The sequence below is a fragment of the Mucilaginibacter segetis genome, from assembly GCF_016522075.1.
GTDB lineage: Bacteria > Bacteroidota > Bacteroidia > Sphingobacteriales > Sphingobacteriaceae > Mucilaginibacter > Mucilaginibacter segetis.
This window is the reverse complement of the sequence record NZ_JAEHFW010000002.1, coordinates 18,701-35,193: the sequence shown is the minus strand read 5'-3', so window position 1 is coordinate 35,193 and position 16,493 is coordinate 18,701. Positions and strand designations below refer to the sequence as shown.

The window sequence follows — 16,493 nt, the reverse complement described above, 5'->3', positions numbered from 1 at the left end:
TGGTGGCATCACCTTACAAAAAATGACGCTGGTCACTTTTTTAACTGAATGATATTATATTTTTTGTGATCCTTATTCGCAATATTTGTGGTAAATATCATTAGCAATACCGGATCACGACATGGAAAACGCCGCACTCTTAAAAGCAATTATAGAAAATGCGATCGATGGGATCATCACCATCGATGAGAGCGGTCACATTGAGACGATCAACCCGGCAGCCTGTAAGTTGTTCCAGTACAGCCCGGAAGAGGTCATCGGTAAAAATGTATCCGTTTTGATGCCGCCCCCTGATAGGAACCAGCACGACGAATATATTGAACGCTACCAGCGTACGCGCGAGCCGCATATTATCGGTATTGGCCGTGAAGTTAAAGGCCTGCGTAAGGATGGCTCCATATTCCCCTTCCGTTTAGGGGTCAGCGAAGTCCCTTTCGCGGACCGGAAGATCTATACCGGGTTTATCCATGACCTTTCGCGTGAGAAGGAAGCGGAAGAACAATTGAAAGAATATGCCGCGCATCTGGAAGAACTGGTGGAGAACCGGACGCAAAATCTGAAAGATGCTATTCAGGACTTGCAGCAGGCCAAGGAAGAAGTTAGCTCTTCCCTGGAAAAGGAAAAGGAGTTGGGGCAACTGAAGAGCCGCTTTGTATCAATGGCTTCGCATGAATTCCGGACGCCGCTAAGTGCTATCCAGCTTTCATCGTCACTGATCGAGAAATATGCCCAGCCTTTTGACAATGCCAATATCAGCAAGCATGTCGCCAAGATCAAGAACTCGGTGGGCAACCTGACCAATATCCTCAACGACTTTCTGTCGCTGGAAAAACTGGAGGCCGGGAAGGTGGAAGCTAAAAGACAGTTTTTTGATCTGGTCAAAATGTCCGAGGAAATGACCGAAGAACTGCAACTGGTCGCCAAGCAAAATCAGACCATCATTTATCAGCATACCGGTACACTCAGCATGGTTAACCTTGACCCGAACCTGATAAAAAACTGTGTGATCAACCTGATCGGTAATGCCATCAAGTATTCGGGCGAGAACACTTTTATCGAGTTCAATACAGAAATTAACGATAAGTCTTGTGTTATCACGATCCGGGATAATGGCATCGGTATTCCGGAAGCGGACCAGAAGCATTTGTTCGAAGCATTTTTCCGGGCACATAACACGGGTAACATCCCTGGTACGGGGTTGGGCCTGAATATTGTTTCCCGCTATACCCACCTGATGAATGGCGAGATCGCTTTCAAGAGCGACGTTAACCAGGGCACTTTATTTAAGATCACCATTCCATTAATATGAAAAAGAAAGTACTGATCATTGAAGATAACAACGACATTCGCGAGAATGTCGTGGAGATACTTGGCCTGGCTGGCTACGAAGTGTACGAGGCCGCCAATGGGAAAGCCGGCGTTGACTTGGCCACCACCCATTTGCCTGATATCATCCTGTGTGACATCATGATGCCGGAACTGGATGGTTACGGGGTGCTGCATATCCTGCATAAGAACCCTGAAACGGCGGCGATCCCTTTTATCTTCCTGACGGCCAAAGCCGAACGCGTGGACCTGCGCAAAGGGATGGAAATGGGCGCGGACGATTATCTGACCAAACCTTTTGACGACCTCGACCTGCTGAATGCGATCGAAAGCCGCCTGAAGAAAAAAGAGGTGCACCAGCATTTTTACAGCCGCTCCCTGGATTCCCTGGGTAACCTGGTCTCCAAGAATGATGGGCTGGCGGAACTGAAGAAGATCATCCAGGAACGTAAGAGCCGCCTGTTCAAAAAGGGGCAGGTCATCTATTATGATGGTGATAAGGGCGCGGGGCTATACCTGGTACTGAGCGGGAAGGTGAAAACCATCCGGCTGGCAGAGGACGGCCGTGAACTGATGACCGGCATCTACAGCAATGATGAGTACCTGGGCATCCACGCCATGCTGACCAATGAGCCCTATACCGACACTGCTACCGCGCTGGAAGATTGCTCGCTTTGCATGATCCCGCGTGACCAGCTGGAGCAATTACTGCACGCCTCTCCGGAGGTCGGCCGCGAGTTTATCAAGCTGCTGGCAGACAACATCCGCGAAAAGGAAGAGCAGCTGATGCAACTGGCCTATCATTCTGTGCGCAAGCGTATGGCTGAGGCCATGATGCGGCTGTATCGTCAACCTTCCGGCGATAAGAATGGATTCAAGATCACCCGCGAGGACCTGGCCGCGATGGCGGGCATGGCCACCGAAACGGTCAGCCGAACCTTGTCTGACTTCAAGGATGAGGGCCTTATCGAGAAGAAAGGCAGCCTGATCACGGTCCTGGAACCAGAGAAACTGGCTAAAATGAAAAACTGATACACATCATATTTTGAGTTGACTCCGCTCATTCCCACGGGTGCTACATTCGGGTAATTTTGTTTGAAATAAACAAATCGATGAAAGCAGTCGCATTCAGTATTAAGCCGTTTGAAAAAGAATACCTGGCAAAGGCTAACCAGAAGAAGCACGATATCACCCTGATATCCAACCCCCTGTCTATTGATACAGCACTGTATGCCAGTGGCAAGGATGCGGTGATCGTGTTTACCAACGACGATGTTTCTGCACCGGTGGTGGAGAAGCTGGCCTGTCTGGGGGTACGTTATATCGTTACGCGCTCGGCAGGTACGGATCATATTGACAAAGCGGCCGCGGCGGCCTTTGGCATCAAGCTGGCCAGTGTGCCGTCCTATTCGCCCCAGGCGATCGCGGAACATGCCGTAGCACTTGCCTTCGCGCTGAACCGACAGATCGTTAAAGCCGACCATCACGCCCATGATTTTGATTTCCGCAATGATGACCTCGTCGGCTTTAATTTTGCAGGCAAGACCGTTGGCATCATCGGCATGGGCAACACCGGGCAGGCGACTGCATCCATCTATCATGGCTTAGGCTGCCAGCTGATCGCTTATGATGAAAAGTTCCCGCGTAACTTCCGGTATGTCAAGCCTGTTTCCCTGGAGCAGCTTTACCGACAGTCGGATATCATTTCTATTCATGTACCATTAACGGATGAAACCCGTTACCTAATCAATAGTGCCTCGTTACAGCTGATGAAGCCGGGCGTGATGCTGATCAACACCTCCCGCGGGCAGTTGCTGCAAACAGCTGATGTACTGGCCGCATTGGAAGAAAGAAAGATCGGCTACCTCGGTCTGGATGTTTATGAATTCGAAAAAGGGTTATTCTTCGAGAACCACAGTAACGATCCTGTCAAAGATTCGTTACTGTTACAGTTGCTCCAACACGTCAATGTGCTCGTTACCCCGCACCAGGCTTACCTGACTAAGGAAGCGCTCCAGCAGATCGCTGACCAGACCATCCGCAGCCTGGACCTTTGGCAGCAAAATAAATGTGTGGGCAAATCCTGTGCCTGCGGCCAAATCTGCAAAACTAACCTTGTTGTACAAGAAGGGGTTTCCGAATTAAAGCACTGATAATGGAAGAAAAGTATAATGCACTAGCCGATAAATACAATGTGCCCGTGCCCCGATATACCAGTTACCCAACAATGCCTTATTGGGACGGGACCACTTTTGACTGTACAAGCTGGGAAGACTCCGTGCGCTTTTCCTTTGAGGAAAGCAATTCCGGGTCCGGTATCAGCTTATATATACACCTGCCTTTCTGTGAAAGCCTTTGTACCTATTGCGGCTGCAATACCCGCATCACCAAAAATCACAGGGTAGAAGAACCTTATATTGATGCGGTACTCAAAGAATGGGCGCTGTACCTGCAACTATTTGGCGATATACCGATTATCCGGGAATTGCACCTCGGTGGCGGCACACCTACTTTCTTCAGCCCGGAAAATCTACGGTTGCTGATCAGCGGAATTTTGAATCATGCCTGGATTCATCCGCAGGCAGAGTTTAGCTTTGAGGCCCATCCGGGCAACACGACAGCGAATCACTTACAGACACTATTTGATCTGGGTTTTCGCAGGCTCAGCCTGGGTATACAGGATTTTGATCCGCGAGTACAGTTCATTATCAACCGGCACCAAAGTGTAGAGCAGGTACGGACGGTGACCACACAGGCCCGCAGTATTGGTTACACGTCCATCAATTTCGACCTGATCTACGGCCTGCCGCATCAGAACCTGGAAGGGCTGATCAATACCATGAATATCGTGGCCGGGCTGAAACCTGACCGCATCGCTTTTTACAGTTATGCCCATGTGCCCTGGATAAAACCGGGTCAGCGCCGTTTTACGGAAGCGGACCTTCCTACACCGGAAGAAAAAAGTAAGCTGCAAGAGATCGGGCGCAGCTTGTTGCTGAGTTACGGCTACCATGAGATCGGGATGGACCATTTTGCCCTGCCTGCTGACGCGCTGTTCGCCGCTGAAATGGGTGGTCGGCTGCACCGCAACTTTATGGGTTATACCGAGCAGCATACTCAACTGCTAGTCGGATTAGGCGTCTCTTCGATCAGCGATAGCTGGTATGCCTTCGCCCAAAATGTCAAAACATTGGAGGAATATTTGTCCTTGGTCAACCAGGGAGAATTGCCGGTATTTAAGGGGCATGTCCTGAGCAATGATGATCTGCAGATCCGCCGCCATATTCTCGATATTATGTGCAAACAGTACACCGGCTGGAATGCTGCACTGATTGCCGGCGAACTATCCGAAGCGTTGAAAAGGCTGGAGCCGCTCGAAGAGGATGGGCTGGTTAGCTTGTCCGAGCACGGCCTGCGGGTTACGGAAATTGGCAAGCATTTTTTAAGAAATATCTGTTTATGCTTTGATACCCGTCTTTGGGCGGACAAGCCGGCTACCCGGTTATTCAGCATGGCGATCTAAGCAGAAAAAAGCTCGGGGCCGGGCTGTATTTTAGCCATACGGTCAACTGCTTCTGCGCTCCACCTTCCATGCCGAAGTAAGCTAAATATTCCTGGCCGATATCTTCTATCGTCTTCAGGCAATCCGTTGCAAAGGACGAACTGAGCCAAGTTCCTGCCCCCAGATATGCTGCTAAAGCTTAGCGGGGCGGGGTCTCCGAAAGGACACAATGATGCTCCGGACAAGCAAAAGCAAGGCACGCCAGCGGCGAGATGTTAATCATCCGGGGATCCATTAAAATTCAGCCAGGTAATTCCTGTCATCCCGAACCGAGGGCCTATCAGGTCCTGAGGTTGCCAATAAATACCTCTCCCATATTATGGAATTCAGGGCTGACCTATCTCCAGCACAATTCGACCATCGATCTTCCCTGCTTTCATCTTGTCAAAAACGTCATTGATGTCTTCCAGCCTGGCTTTATGAATGGTTGCTTTCACCTTGCCTTCCACGGCAAATGCCACGGCTTCCTGCATATCCTTGCGGGTACCCACTATTGAGCCGCGCACGGTGTAACGGTTCAGCACGGTATCAAATATGGAAAGGTCAAAGCTGCCTTTGGGCAGGCCGTTCAGGGCGATAGTGCCTTTACGGCGCAGGGCAGAAATGCCCTGTTCAATGGCAATCGGTGACACGGCGGTCACCAGCACGCCATGCATGCCGCCGACTTGCTTTTGCAAATAGGCACCCGGATTTCCATTCAGTGCATTAACGGTCAAGTCGGCACCCAACTGGCGGGCCAGCGCCAGCTTTTCGTCGGATACGTCGATCGCTGCCACATGCATGCCCATAGCCTTGGCGTATTGAACCGCCAAATGGCCCAAGCCTCCGACGCCGGAAATAGCTACCCACTCACCGGGTTTCACTTCGGTTTCCTTCAATCCTTTATAAACGGTTACACCAGCACAGATGATCGGCGCCATTTCAGCGAAGTCAATACCCTCCGGAAAATGGGCCACATAGCGCGAGTCCGCTAGTACGTATTCAGCAAATCCACCATCAACGCTGTAGCCGCCGTTTTGCTGCGTACCGCAAAGGGTTTCCCAGCCGGTGATACAAAATTCACAACAGCCGCAGGCGCTGTGCAGCCAGGGAACACCGACAATGTCACCTTCTTTGACGCCGGTAACGCGGGCACCGATAGCTGCCACATAGCCGATGGCCTCATGGCCGGGAATCAGCGGCAGGTTGGGTTTTACCGGCCAATCTCCATTACAGGCATGAAGGTCGGTATGGCATACGCCGCAAGCCATCACGCGGACCAGGATCTGGTCATCTATGGGCATCTTAACAGGTACTTCTTCAATTTGAAGTGGTTGTCCGAATTCCCGGATCACCGCAGCTTTCATGGTTTTTGGTATCATAACGTATATTTTTTACAAGAGAAATAAAATGAACATCAGCACATTTGTCACCAGGCCGGCAGCAAAAAAACCCAGCAGGGTGCGTATGCTGGCACCGCCCATGCCCGCAATGATATTGGCAAAGAACAGCCCGAGGGTCACGGCCAATACAGCCACGGGGGCATCATAATAATAGATCAGTACTGCTGGCAGCGGCAGAAACAATACGCCCTGGAAAACCAGCGCGAACAGAAACCACGCGGTTCGGTTACCGGCCTGGCTATCGCTGAAATTATTAAATTTTTGGTGCAGAGTATGTAGATTGATCTTTTGTCCGCGTTGGGTTTGCCAGCGGTTGGCGCTTATCGTTTGTTCCATGATCTGATAGTTTTTATGAAACAAATATCACGGTAAGCTCCTGCGGGAACCATGACCAAAACACTTGTAAAAAATGATTGCTGTCACTTTCCTACACCTGTCATTTTCAGTAAAGTAACGAGTTTGAAGTTGTGTTTAAACGTCCGCTTGCCCTCTAAATGTTTTAACATTTTAATTCCTTGTTGTTCCACTTTATTGGCAGACGGTCACGCCGCTATCCTGTTTGGCAGGACTGAGATAAGGAATATCCAGGGCAAGTCCGCGCATGGTGAACCAGATCCCCAGGCAAACCATTAGGTAAGGGATGCCCTTGTTGATTCGGTGGCGCAGGACAGGCCCGACAAATCCGGTACTGATTGTAGCCGCCAGCATTAGTGGAAAGGTGCCTGCCCCGAACCAGAACATATAAGCGGCAGAAGCCGCAGGTGTACCGGTATTGACGGCGCCTACCAGCGCGACGTATACAAATCCGCACGGCAGAAAACCGTTGAGAATACCAACGATCAGGTGACCGGCCTGGTGTTGCAATGCACAGGTGATCAATTTATTCATTGGCTGAAGGAGCGCCTGTAAGCGCCGGTTTAAACTGAAACGGATCTTCAGGATACGCGAAAATCCTGCGCCCATGATCAGCAAACCACTGATAATGCTGACCCCCTGCTGCAAACCCAGCAACCAGAGCTGCCGCCCCAGCAAGCCGATCAAAAAGCCCAGCAGTGTATAAGAAAGGAGCCGTCCTATGTTGTAGATAACCTTGTCCAGGATCACTCTCCACCACCGGGCATGGAAGGATGGGATGGAAAATGCCAATGGTCCGCACATCCCAACGCAATGCACGCTGCCGAACAGGCCGATAAAAAAAGCGATCTCGGTGGTACTCATTGAATGGTGATCTCCTGGTGATATAAATAGTTTTTGCCCCCGTGCTGCCAGTTTATGGTCAGTTGCCATTTGCCGGTAGCGAGTTTAGCTATGGGCAATACTACTTTGTTCTTTGCATCTGGCGCTAAGGGGAACGAACGGTCCTGCCGCTGGTCCGATGGCCGCTCAAAACGGATCGAACCGGTCAGCGGCGTTTTAAATGTCAGGGCCAGTGTTTGGCCAACCTGTTCTATAACAGGCGTAGCCTGATCGGTCATTACCTGCTTTTCCCGGTCATAATCCCGGTTGAAGGTCAGTCCCTTTTCATAATATTGGTGATCGTAGTCGTCACCCGGTACCATAAACATCCGGACACCCATGGCAGAGATAAACAGCATAAAAATGATCATACCGGTGATCAGTCCTTTTCCCCAGTTCATATTTTAATCATTTGGTGGTCCTACAAAAGTGGTCTTCACCGTTTGTAGTACCCGGTTGTTAAAAATCAGTTTCAGTTGAATATCGGTTTTAGCGGTGTGTATGTGCCGTGCCGGAATCATGACAAAGAACATGGTCTTCACCATCCCGCCTTTGGCCACAGTTGTGGGTGCCTGGATATATTTGATACAGGCATCAGGATTATCGGCAGTAATGCGGATCGTCCGGTCATGATTAGTCTTATTGATGATCTCTGCATTATATATGTTACTGATCATGCCGCCGGGCTGCTCCTGGTAAAGCATGCCGGCCCCGCGCAGTACGGTCATATCCATATCACTGCGGCTGAAAACAAAGTAACCCAGCACGCCGAATAGGATGGTGATCACCGCCGCATAAGCTTTCATCCGTATCGTGAACGAAGGTTTCTCCTTGGCATGGATCATGTTCTCCGAAAAATAGCCGATGAGATTTCGTGGTTTATGGATCTTATCCATGACCTGGTCGCAGGCATCGATACAAGCTGTGCAGTTGATACATTCCAGCTGTGTTCCTTTACGAATGTCTATACCTGTGGGGCAAACCGCCACGCAAAGGCCGCAGTCGACGCAGTCACCATGCAGACTGAGCTGATCCACGTTTTTCTGTAGTTTGCCCCGGGGTTCACCGCGCACCTCGTCATAAGCAACTATCAGCGTATGCTGATCGATCAGGACGGTTTGCAAGCGCCCATAAGGACAGATGAGCGTACAAACGATCTCGCGCACTTGGGTGTACACCAGGTAAAACACGACGGTAAACACCCAAATGCTGATAAAACCGGTAAGGTGTTGGGCAAGGGGTTCGGTAATGATGCGTAATAGTGCCGGACTACCGATAAGGTATGCCAGGAACGTATTGGCGATAAGGAACGAAATGAACACGAAGATCACGTGTTTTAGAGATTTCTTCCATATCTTTTGCGTGGTCCAGGGACCGGCGTCCAGTTTTTTCCGGGCTGACGGTTCTCCCTCGATCCAAACTTCGATCCGCCTGAACACCATTTCCATAAAAATAGTCTGCGGGCATATCCAGCCGCAAAAGATACGGCCAAAGGCAATGGTAAACAGCACCACGCACACCAGAAAAATAAGAGAGGCCAGCACGAACAGGAAGATATCCTGCGGCCAGAAGGCCTGCCCCAGGATCACGAACTGCCGGTCCATAAAGTTGAGCAGCAGCAGGGGTTGCCCCCCGATCCTGATAAACGGTCCTGAAAAAAAGAAAATCAGATACACATAGCTCAGGTAACTGCGCCAGCGATAGAACCTACCTTGGCGGATCAGCGGATACATCCACTTTCTCTTTCCCTCCTGTACCTCCGCTGATACGTCTGTTGTCATGTTATTTGGCTGCCGTTTTTTGTGGTTCTTCCGGAATCTCTTTTTCGCCTTGCGGCGCTTTCGGGTTAGCCGGGTTAGATCCGTGTATAGATTTGATAAAGTTGGCTACGTCGGAGATCTGCTTCGGCGACAACTGTTTTTCCCAGTTCGGCATTCCCTTGGCGGCGAAACCGTATTTGATGGTCTTGAATATCTCATTGATCTTACCGCCATGCAACCAGTAATCATCTGTCAGATTTGGCCCTATGTTACCCTGCGCGTGATCACCATGGCAGGCGGCGCAGGTGGTTTTGAAGATAGCCTCACCCGCAGCGATTACCGCCGGGTCATGGACCAGCTTTACTGTGTTTTCATCGACGCGGTTGGCGGCTTTGCTCAGGTATTCTTTCTTGGCAATATCGGCCTGTGCCATTTCGTTCCGGTACTCCTGGTACTGCAGTGGTGCCAAATTGAACACGTGGTAGATCAAAATATAGCAAACGGCAAACACGATGGTGCCATAAAAGAGCCACATAAACCAGGCCGGGGTCGGGTTATTTAGTTCCTGGATCCCGTCGTAATCATGTTCGATCAGGAGCGATTTCTCTTCCGACATCGGTTTCAGGGACATCAGTTTCAACAATACTTCGTTTTTGGGCTTGACAGTCGTTTTAGACGCTTTGGCCGCCTGCTCTGCGCGAATTATCTCATCTTCGCTCGTGCCCTGATATTTAAAGATGATACGGGACATGATCTTGATGATTCGCACCTGTAACAGTACGACGATCAGGAACAGGAACAGCATGATGCCGATAAGCCAATAGCCGATCAAATTCTGGGTTTCCCCCGATAGCATGCCGCCGCTTTCTTTGTTCGGTTCGGCCATGGTTAACAGCGGGGCTGAAAGGGTTAAGATCAGGATGCTAATCTTTTTCATGGCTGGCTGTTTTGTGGTGAGTTGATCAGGTTGTCTTCCAGTGGAAGCTCACCCATATAGTTGACGTGCGCTTTCCTGATGCGGACCAGGAGAACGGTTACAACGATAAAAAATACCAGGAAAATCCATAAAGAGGCCAGCAAATAGATCTGGTTTCCTGAAAGGTGTTCGGTGAATTGCTTAAACATGGTTTTATTTATTGGCTTTAATATCGGTTCCCAAACGCTGCAGGTAGGCAATGATGGCAACTATCTCTTTATTGCTTTTTACTTTAATATGATCTGCTTGCAGGTTGTCGGCGATCTCTTTGGCCTGTTTGTCCAGGTCGCTGTTGGCCTGCTTATCATAACCTGCGGGGTAAGGAACGCCAAGTTTCTGCATGGCGCGGATCTTGGCGGCTGTCAGGCTGGTGTCTAGGTTCTGCGAGATCAGCCAGTCATAGTTCGGCATAATACTGCCCGGTGACATCAGACGTGGGTCCATTAGGTGATTATAGTGCCAGGCATTGCCGTATTTGCCTCCGATACGGGCCAGGTCGGGTCCGGTACGTTTGGAACCCCACAGGAAGGGGTGGTCATAGACGAATTCCCCGGCTTTGCTGTATTCCCCGTATCGTTCTGTCTCCGACCGGAATGGACGGATGGTCTGCGAGTGACAGTTGGAACAGCCCTCACGGATATACAGGTCGCGTCCCTCCAGTTCCAACGGTGTATAAGGTTTGACGCTGGCAATCGTCGGAATGTTCGCTGATATGGTCAGCGTCGGCATCAGCTCGACAAAGGTACCTGCCAGGATCACCAGCAGGGAAGCGATCATCAATTGGATCGGGCGGCGTTCCAGCACACGGTGCCAGGTTTCCTGACCCGCATTGACTTTTTGTATAGGCTCCAATGGCATGGCCTGAGCAGCTTCGTTGGCAGCCAGTTTCCCTGACAGCGCAGTACGCACCAGGTTATAGGCCATGACGATCACCCCGGTCAAGTATAAAGTACCACCAATGGAGCGCATCACGTGCATCGGAAGAATGCGCATGGTGGTTTCCAGGAAGTTAGGGTATTTAAGCATGCCTTCCGGCGTGAACTCTTTCAGCATCAAACCCTGGGTAAATCCGGCCCAATACATTGGTACGGCATAAAAAATGATACCCAGTGTGCCGATCCAGAAATGGAAGGCGGCGAGTTTTTTAGAGAACAGCTCGGTCTTGTAGATACGCGGTATCAGCCAGTACAGGATGGCGAAGGTCAGGAAGCCATTCCAGCCCAAGGCACCTACGTGAACGTGTGCGATGATCCAGTCCGTAAAGTGGCCGATGGCGTTCACCTGTTTCAGCGAAAGCATCGGGCCCTCAAAGGTGGCCATGCCATAGGCGGTCAAACCTACGACCATAAATTTCAGCACCACATCGTCACGCACTTTATCCCAGGCGCCGCGCAGGGTCAGCAGACCGTTGATCATACCACCCCAGCTTGGAGCGATGAGCATGATAGAAAAGGCCACACCAAGGGACTGTGCCCAGCCCGGTAAGGTTGTATATAATAAATGGTGAGGACCGGCCCAGATATAAATAAAGATCAAAGCCCAGAAGTGAAGGATACTCAGTTTGTAGGAATAGATCGGGCGGTTAGCCATTTTGGGCAGGAAGTAATACATCATGCCCAGGTAAGGCGTTGTCAGGAAGAACGCTACCGCATTGTGCCCGTACCACCATTGCACCAGGGCATCCTGGACGCCGGCGAATACCATATAGCTTTTTAACCAGCCCACCGGTAATTCGAAAGAATTCACGATGTGCAGCACGGCGATGGTCACAAAGGTGGCGATGTAGAACCATATGGCTACGTATAAATGCCTTTCGCGGCGTTTGAAAATAGTTCCGAACATGTTCCAGCCGAATACTACCCATATGATTGTAATGGCGATATCAATCGGCCATTCCAGTTCCGCATATTCGTGCGAAGTGGTGATACCTAATGGTAGGGTAGCCACAGCAGAAAGGATGATCAGCTGCCAGCCCCAGAAATGGATCTGGCTGAGTACGTCGCTAAACATACGTGCCTTGAGCAAACGCTGCAGGGAATAATACACGCCCATGAATATGGCATTGCCGACGAAGGCAAAGATAACGGCGTTGGTGTGCAGGGGCCTGATACGCCCGAAGGTCGTATACTGGTTACCCATATTGGCTGCTGGGTGGTATAACTGTATGGCTGCGATCAGCCCCACGGTCATGCCGATAATGCCCCAAATTACGGTTGCGATACCAAAATTTCGGACGATCTTGTTGTCATAATAAAATTTATCCGGCTGCATAAAATATTGTCTTTTTATGGGTGTAAAACTATTAAGGGGTGTGGAGTGACGGAATGATGACAGTTGTTTTTAAATTTGATTTCGGTCACTTTTTTTCTCTTCAGGTTGTTCATCTTCCAGCAGGATCCGCATGGACGGTGTGTAGAGGTCATCGTTCTGGCCGGTTCGCTGTGCCCAGAAAAAAGCGCCGAGGAAAACGAGCGCCAGCAAAACGCTGCTGCCAATCAGGAAATATATGATACTCATAACAGTTTCCTCCTTTTTGCGGTAAAGTGAGTGGCCAGGGTAGTAAAGGAAATAATGGTCGCGGTGCTTAGCGGCATTAATACCGCCGCGATGAGCGGTGATAGTTTCCCGGTTACCGCATAGGATAAGCCGATCATATTATAGGTCAGGGAGATCAGGAAAGACAGATGGATGATCACCACGGTATCTTTAGAAAATCTCAGGAAGGCCGGTAATTTGTCAAAGGAGCGGCCATCGAGGATGGCGTCACTTCCCGGTGAAAAGTTATTGACATTGTCAGTCACGGCTACCCCAAGATCGCTCTGGCGTAAGGCGCCGGAATCATTCAGGCCGTCGCCCAGCATCATGACTTTTTTGCCTTGTTGCTGGAGTTCCGCTATAAAGTCGAGCTTTTGCTGCGGCGACTGGCCGAAACGCATATGGCTGCTGTCCCTAAAATACCGGAGCAGCTCGCGTCTTTCCTGGTCCTGGTCGCCGGACAACAGATAGAGCTGATATTCCGGTTCGAGTGCGCTGACCTGTTCCATTCCCTCGCGATATTCGTGTTTAAAACCAAAATAACCTAGGTACTCGCCATCAATCATCAGATGTACACGGGTCATATCGGCAGTTTCGTGATAGTTGCCGAACAGCAGTTTGCCGCTACCGATGCGTAACTCGCTGCCCTTTACCCTGGCCGTGATGCCCTGTCCGGGTGTTTCGGTATAATCACTTACCGGTAATCGTTCCTGTTCCCCGAAATATCGGCAGATCATCCGGGAAAGCGGGTGCATGGAGTTGGCGCAGGCACTATAGATCTGCCTGATTTGGTCATCATTGAGCTGGCTCTGCAACTCGGCGTTCCGGGTATTGCCCGTAGTGATGGTGCCGGTCTTGTCCAGTACCAGGGTATCGATCTTTGCCAATTGCTCCACCACCGAGGTGTTCTTCAGGTAAAAAAGGTTACGGTCGAAAATGCTAAGTGCGGCCGACATGGTAAATGGCGTGCTTAAAGCCAGCGCACAGGGGCAGGCCACTATCAGCACGGCGGTAAAGGCGTCGATTCCGCGGCGCAGGTCCGTAAACCCCCATGCCAGCAGGGCCGAAAAGGCGATGACGATCAGGATGACCGTAAAATATTTACTTACCGTTTCATTAAAGGTCCGCATCCGGTTATCCCGCTTGCGGGTAAAGGCTTCATTGTTCCAGAGCTGGGTCAGGTAGCTTTGAGAAACCGGCTTGATGACCTCCAGTTCAATAGATTCACTGGTTTGGCGACCGCCGGCATAAATGATCTCCCCCAGGGTCTTGCCTACAGGTACGGATTCCCCGGTCACAAAACTAAAATCGATCAGGGCCGGACCTTTTAATAAAATGGCATCGGCGGGAATGATCTCGTTGTGGCGGATCAGGATACGGTGCCCCGGGCGCAGTACTGCTAAGGGCAGCGGTTTCTCCATACCGTTTTCCAGCGTTTGAACCGCTACCGGGAAAAACGAACGGTAATCGCGTTCAAAGGATATATGGTGATAGGTCTTTTGCTGAACGAATTTGCCGAACAGCAGGAAGAAAACCAGTCCGCAGAGCGTGTCTGCGAACCCGGCTCCGGTATGGGTCAGCACTTCGGCTGTAGTCCTGATAAACAGGACGGCGATACCGAGAGCCAGCGGAAAATCGATGTTCAGGACTTTTTTTTTCAGGTTATTCCAGGCGGAAGTAAAATATTCCCGGCCGCTGAAAAACACGACCGGCAAGGTAAAGGCCAGGTTGATATAGCCAAAGAAATGGCGGAAGTTCTGTTCAAAGCCTGAAAGGCCAAAGTATTCCGGGAAACTGAGCAGCATGACATTGCCGAAGCAGAATCCCGCGACCGCGATCCGCTGTACCAGGTTACCCTTTTCGGTCCTTTGCTGTTTTTTAATGATGTCCTGCAGGCTGATCAGCGGTTCATAGCCGATGTCAAAAAGCAGCTCGACCACGCCACGCAGGCTGATCTTTTGGTGATCGAACCTGACCACCAGTCGCTTTTTGAGGAAATCGACCCGGGCATAATGGATGCCGGGATTGAAGCGGTTAAGTTGTTCCAGCAGCCAGAGGCAGGAACTGCAATGGATATGCGGGATATATAAAGTGATGATTGATATGCGCTCATCATGAAAATCCAATAACTCGTTAAGGATAGACTGTTCATCCAGGTATTCAAAGCGCTTGTTGAGTTTATCGCGGGTAGCACCGGGGTGATCATTGTACTGGTAATAACTGCACAGCCCGCTGCCAGACAGTATCTGGTATACGTTCTCACAACCCTGACAGCAGAATTGTTTATTGTCGGCCGGGTACAGGTTTGGTTCGCATTCATCACCGCAGTGATAGCAGTTGGTTTTTACCGCTGTTAGGATTCCTGTCATTTTCATGTTTTAATGGTTCAAAAATGCAGCTTACCGGGAACCGGGAGAATGACCGCCGTCGGTGCAAAATGTGATCCGCGTCACTTTTTTAAAAAATGATGACCAATGACCGATAAAGCCATATTTATATGCTTTACCTGATAAAATGAGCTGATAATTTCGGGAACCGGAGGAAAAACCGGAGAGTACTTATAACACCGGGGCAGGCCAGGGACCTGTTCCCGGTAATTATAAGATCAGTTGCTGCAAATGTAAGGGGGTAATCATTTTCATGACCTATGCGGCGCCAATTAGTGACAGTCATCATTTTCTGAGTGTGCCACCTGGGATAAATTTGCCAATTAACTACCGTGAATGAACATACCAGAGATATTAGATATCAGCCTTGTTGAGGAAAGCCGGAAAAGCGCTGTGCTGCTGGAAAAATTCGGGGGTCTGCCGCTGGGCGGGCATCTGGTATTGAATCATGACCGGGACCCCAGACCGCTGTATTTCCGCCTGCTCGAACATACGGGCAGGGGTTTCAGCTGGAAGCCGCTGGAAAGCGGGCCGGAGGTCTGGCAGGTGAAGGTTGGCAAGCGAGATCGCCGGGACCTTGAGGAAAGTATTGGCAGGATCGTTATCGTGGACCCCCGAAAGGCTGCCGTGTTTAAAGAATTGGGCATAGACTTCAGCTGCGGTGGTGACCGTCCCCTTGCCGAGGCCTGCGAGGAGATGGATATGAACCTTGACGTGGTCCTGACGAGGTTAAACGGTGATCTGGCGGCGACGGCATATCCGGCCATGGATTTCCTGCACTGGGACACCGGCTTTTTTTGTAAATACTTGGTTAACCTGCATCACGGTTATGTCCGGGCCAACCTGCCTTTTCTGTTGGAGACAAGTGAGAAGATCGCGCGTTTCTATGGCGCAAGGTATCCTGAATTGCATGAAGTACATTCCCTGGTAAAGCAGGTCGCGGAAGGACTGACCACCAATATGAAACAGGAGGAAGAAATTCTATTTCCCTATCTGACCGATCTGGCTTATGCGCTGAAGTCAGGCAGGCAGCTGGCCGCACTTGCGCAAGTCGCGTTAAAGCCGCTTATTTATTCGATGGAGGCTGCCCATGAGCGGATCTATGACGCTTTTTCCCGGATACGAAAACTGTCCAACAGCTACCGCGCTCCGAACTATGTCACGCATGGCTTCCGCATCCTTTATAAAATGTTGCAGGAATTCGAAGATGACCTGCAGATGCACCTGCACCTGGAAAATAATATCCTTTTCCCGGCCGCTATCCGGAATGAAGAAGAACTCCGGCAGCGGCCGGTTGAACCCGCTAATAAATCTTAACACAAATCTCAA

The 16,493-nt window shown here is 50.4% G+C and carries 15 protein-coding genes; 5 read left to right on the top strand and 10 right to left on the bottom strand.

Translation table 11 applies throughout. The features are described 5' to 3' along the window. Positions 1–121: 121 nt before the first annotated feature. The 4 genes from I5M19_RS09845 to hemN all read left to right on the top strand — a co-directional run bounded on the left by I5M19_RS09845 (position 122) and on the right by hemN (position 4,849). On the top strand, positions 122–1,309 hold the full coding sequence (locus I5M19_RS09845; RefSeq protein ID WP_200066166.1) for a PAS domain-containing sensor histidine kinase: 1,188 nt from the start codon (positions 122–124) through the stop codon (positions 1,307–1,309). Continuing rightward, positions 1,306–2,358, top strand: a complete 1,053-nt coding sequence (locus I5M19_RS09840) for a response regulator (protein WP_200066165.1) — start codon at positions 1,306–1,308, stop codon at positions 2,356–2,358. Before I5M19_RS09845 ends, I5M19_RS09840 begins: the two co-directional genes overlap by 4 nt. A gap of 80 nt (positions 2,359–2,438) precedes the next feature. Further along, positions 2,439–3,479, top strand: coding sequence for a 2-hydroxyacid dehydrogenase (locus I5M19_RS09835; protein ID WP_200066164.1), 1,041 nt, complete (start codon positions 2,439–2,441; stop codon positions 3,477–3,479). 2 nt (positions 3,480–3,481) lie between these two features. After that, complete coding sequence (hemN, locus tag I5M19_RS09830) at positions 3,482–4,849, top strand: oxygen-independent coproporphyrinogen III oxidase (protein ID WP_200066163.1); 1,368 nt, start codon at positions 3,482–3,484, stop codon at positions 4,847–4,849. 365 nt (positions 4,850–5,214) lie between these two features. Here the strand turns inward: hemN and adhP are convergent, their stop codons facing one another. From adhP to I5M19_RS09780, 10 genes are all read right to left on the bottom strand, one after another. After that, positions 5,215–6,249, bottom strand: coding sequence for an alcohol dehydrogenase AdhP (gene adhP, locus I5M19_RS09825; RefSeq protein WP_200066162.1), 1,035 nt, complete (start codon positions 6,247–6,249; stop codon positions 5,215–5,217). 12 nt (positions 6,250–6,261) lie between these two features. After that, positions 6,262–6,606 (bottom strand): hypothetical protein, encoded by a 345-nt coding sequence (locus I5M19_RS09820; RefSeq protein WP_200066161.1) that lies wholly within the window; start codon positions 6,604–6,606, stop codon positions 6,262–6,264. Between the two features lie 192 nt (positions 6,607–6,798). After that, on the bottom strand, positions 6,799–7,488 hold the full coding sequence (locus tag I5M19_RS09815) for a sulfite exporter TauE/SafE family protein (protein WP_200066160.1): 690 nt from the start codon (positions 7,486–7,488) through the stop codon (positions 6,799–6,801). Beyond that, positions 7,485–7,907 carry a FixH family protein gene (locus tag I5M19_RS09810; protein ID WP_200066159.1) on the bottom strand — a complete coding sequence of 141 codons (423 nt, stop codon included), beginning with the start codon at positions 7,905–7,907 and terminating at the stop codon, positions 7,485–7,487. Before I5M19_RS09810 ends, I5M19_RS09815 begins: the two co-directional genes overlap by 4 nt. A 3-nt stretch (positions 7,908–7,910) precedes the next feature. Next, a complete protein-coding gene (gene ccoG, locus I5M19_RS09805) occupies positions 7,911–9,287 on the bottom strand; it encodes a cytochrome c oxidase accessory protein CcoG (protein ID WP_200066158.1) in 1,377 nt (458 codons plus the stop codon). A gap of 1 nt (position 9,288) precedes the next feature. Then, positions 9,289–10,203: a cbb3-type cytochrome c oxidase N-terminal domain-containing protein gene (locus tag I5M19_RS09800; protein WP_200066157.1), complete on the bottom strand. Its 915-nt coding sequence runs from the start codon at positions 10,201–10,203 to the stop codon at positions 9,289–9,291. Beyond that, complete coding sequence (locus tag I5M19_RS09795) at positions 10,200–10,391, bottom strand: hypothetical protein (protein WP_200066156.1); 192 nt, start codon at positions 10,389–10,391, stop codon at positions 10,200–10,202. The genes I5M19_RS09800 and I5M19_RS09795 overlap by 4 nt, the downstream gene beginning before the upstream one ends. A 4-nt stretch (positions 10,392–10,395) precedes the next feature. Further along, complete coding sequence (gene ccoN, locus I5M19_RS09790; RefSeq protein WP_200066155.1) at positions 10,396–12,513, bottom strand: cytochrome-c oxidase, cbb3-type subunit I; 2,118 nt, start codon at positions 12,511–12,513, stop codon at positions 10,396–10,398. Positions 12,514–12,582: 69 nt separating this feature from the next. Beyond that, positions 12,583–12,759, bottom strand: a complete 177-nt coding sequence (gene ccoS / locus I5M19_RS09785; protein WP_200066154.1) for a cbb3-type cytochrome oxidase assembly protein CcoS — start codon at positions 12,757–12,759, stop codon at positions 12,583–12,585. Next, entirely contained in the window at positions 12,756–15,152 is a 2,397-nt protein-coding gene (locus tag I5M19_RS09780; protein WP_317193227.1) for a heavy metal translocating P-type ATPase, read from the bottom strand. The genes ccoS and I5M19_RS09780 overlap by 4 nt, the downstream gene beginning before the upstream one ends. A gap of 348 nt (positions 15,153–15,500) precedes the next feature. Here I5M19_RS09780 and I5M19_RS09775 point away from each other — a divergent pair, with 348 nt between their 5' ends. Next, on the top strand, positions 15,501–16,481 hold the full coding sequence (locus I5M19_RS09775; RefSeq protein WP_200066153.1) for a DUF542 domain-containing protein: 981 nt from the start codon (positions 15,501–15,503) through the stop codon (positions 16,479–16,481). Positions 16,482–16,493: the final 12 nt, after the last annotated feature.

Bases quoted from the DNA above. Each gene is read 5' to 3' on its own strand.
- I5M19_RS09845 (WP_200066166.1), top strand. From the start codon at position 122: ATGGAAAACGCCGCACTCTTAAAAGCAATTATAGAAAATGCGATCGAT.
- I5M19_RS09840 (WP_200066165.1), top strand. From the start codon at position 1,306: ATGAAAAAGAAAGTACTGATCATTGAAGATAACAACGACATTCGCGAG.
- I5M19_RS09835 (WP_200066164.1), top strand. From the start codon at position 2,439: ATGAAAGCAGTCGCATTCAGTATTAAGCCGTTTGAAAAAGAATACCTG.
- hemN (WP_200066163.1), top strand. From the start codon at position 3,482: ATGGAAGAAAAGTATAATGCACTAGCCGATAAATACAATGTGCCCGTG.
- adhP (WP_200066162.1), bottom strand. From the start codon at position 6,249: ATGATACCAAAAACCATGAAAGCTGCGGTGATCCGGGAATTCGGACAA.
- I5M19_RS09820 (WP_200066161.1), bottom strand. From the start codon at position 6,606: ATGGAACAAACGATAAGCGCCAACCGCTGGCAAACCCAACGCGGACAA.
- I5M19_RS09815 (WP_200066160.1), bottom strand. From the start codon at position 7,488: ATGAGTACCACCGAGATCGCTTTTTTTATCGGCCTGTTCGGCAGCGTG.
- I5M19_RS09810 (WP_200066159.1), bottom strand. From the start codon at position 7,907: ATGAACTGGGGAAAAGGACTGATCACCGGTATGATCATTTTTATGCTG.
- ccoG (WP_200066158.1), bottom strand. From the start codon at position 9,287: ATGACAACAGACGTATCAGCGGAGGTACAGGAGGGAAAGAGAAAGTGG.
- I5M19_RS09800 (WP_200066157.1), bottom strand. From the start codon at position 10,203: ATGAAAAAGATTAGCATCCTGATCTTAACCCTTTCAGCCCCGCTGTTA.
- I5M19_RS09795 (WP_200066156.1), bottom strand. From the start codon at position 10,391: ATGTTTAAGCAATTCACCGAACACCTTTCAGGAAACCAGATCTATTTG.
- ccoN (WP_200066155.1), bottom strand. From the start codon at position 12,513: ATGCAGCCGGATAAATTTTATTATGACAACAAGATCGTCCGAAATTTT.
- ccoS (WP_200066154.1), bottom strand. From the start codon at position 12,759: ATGAGTATCATATATTTCCTGATTGGCAGCAGCGTTTTGCTGGCGCTC.
- I5M19_RS09780 (WP_317193227.1), bottom strand. From the start codon at position 15,152: ATGAAAATGACAGGAATCCTAACAGCGGTAAAAACCAACTGCTATCAC.
- I5M19_RS09775 (WP_200066153.1), top strand. From the start codon at position 15,501: ATGAACATACCAGAGATATTAGATATCAGCCTTGTTGAGGAAAGCCGG.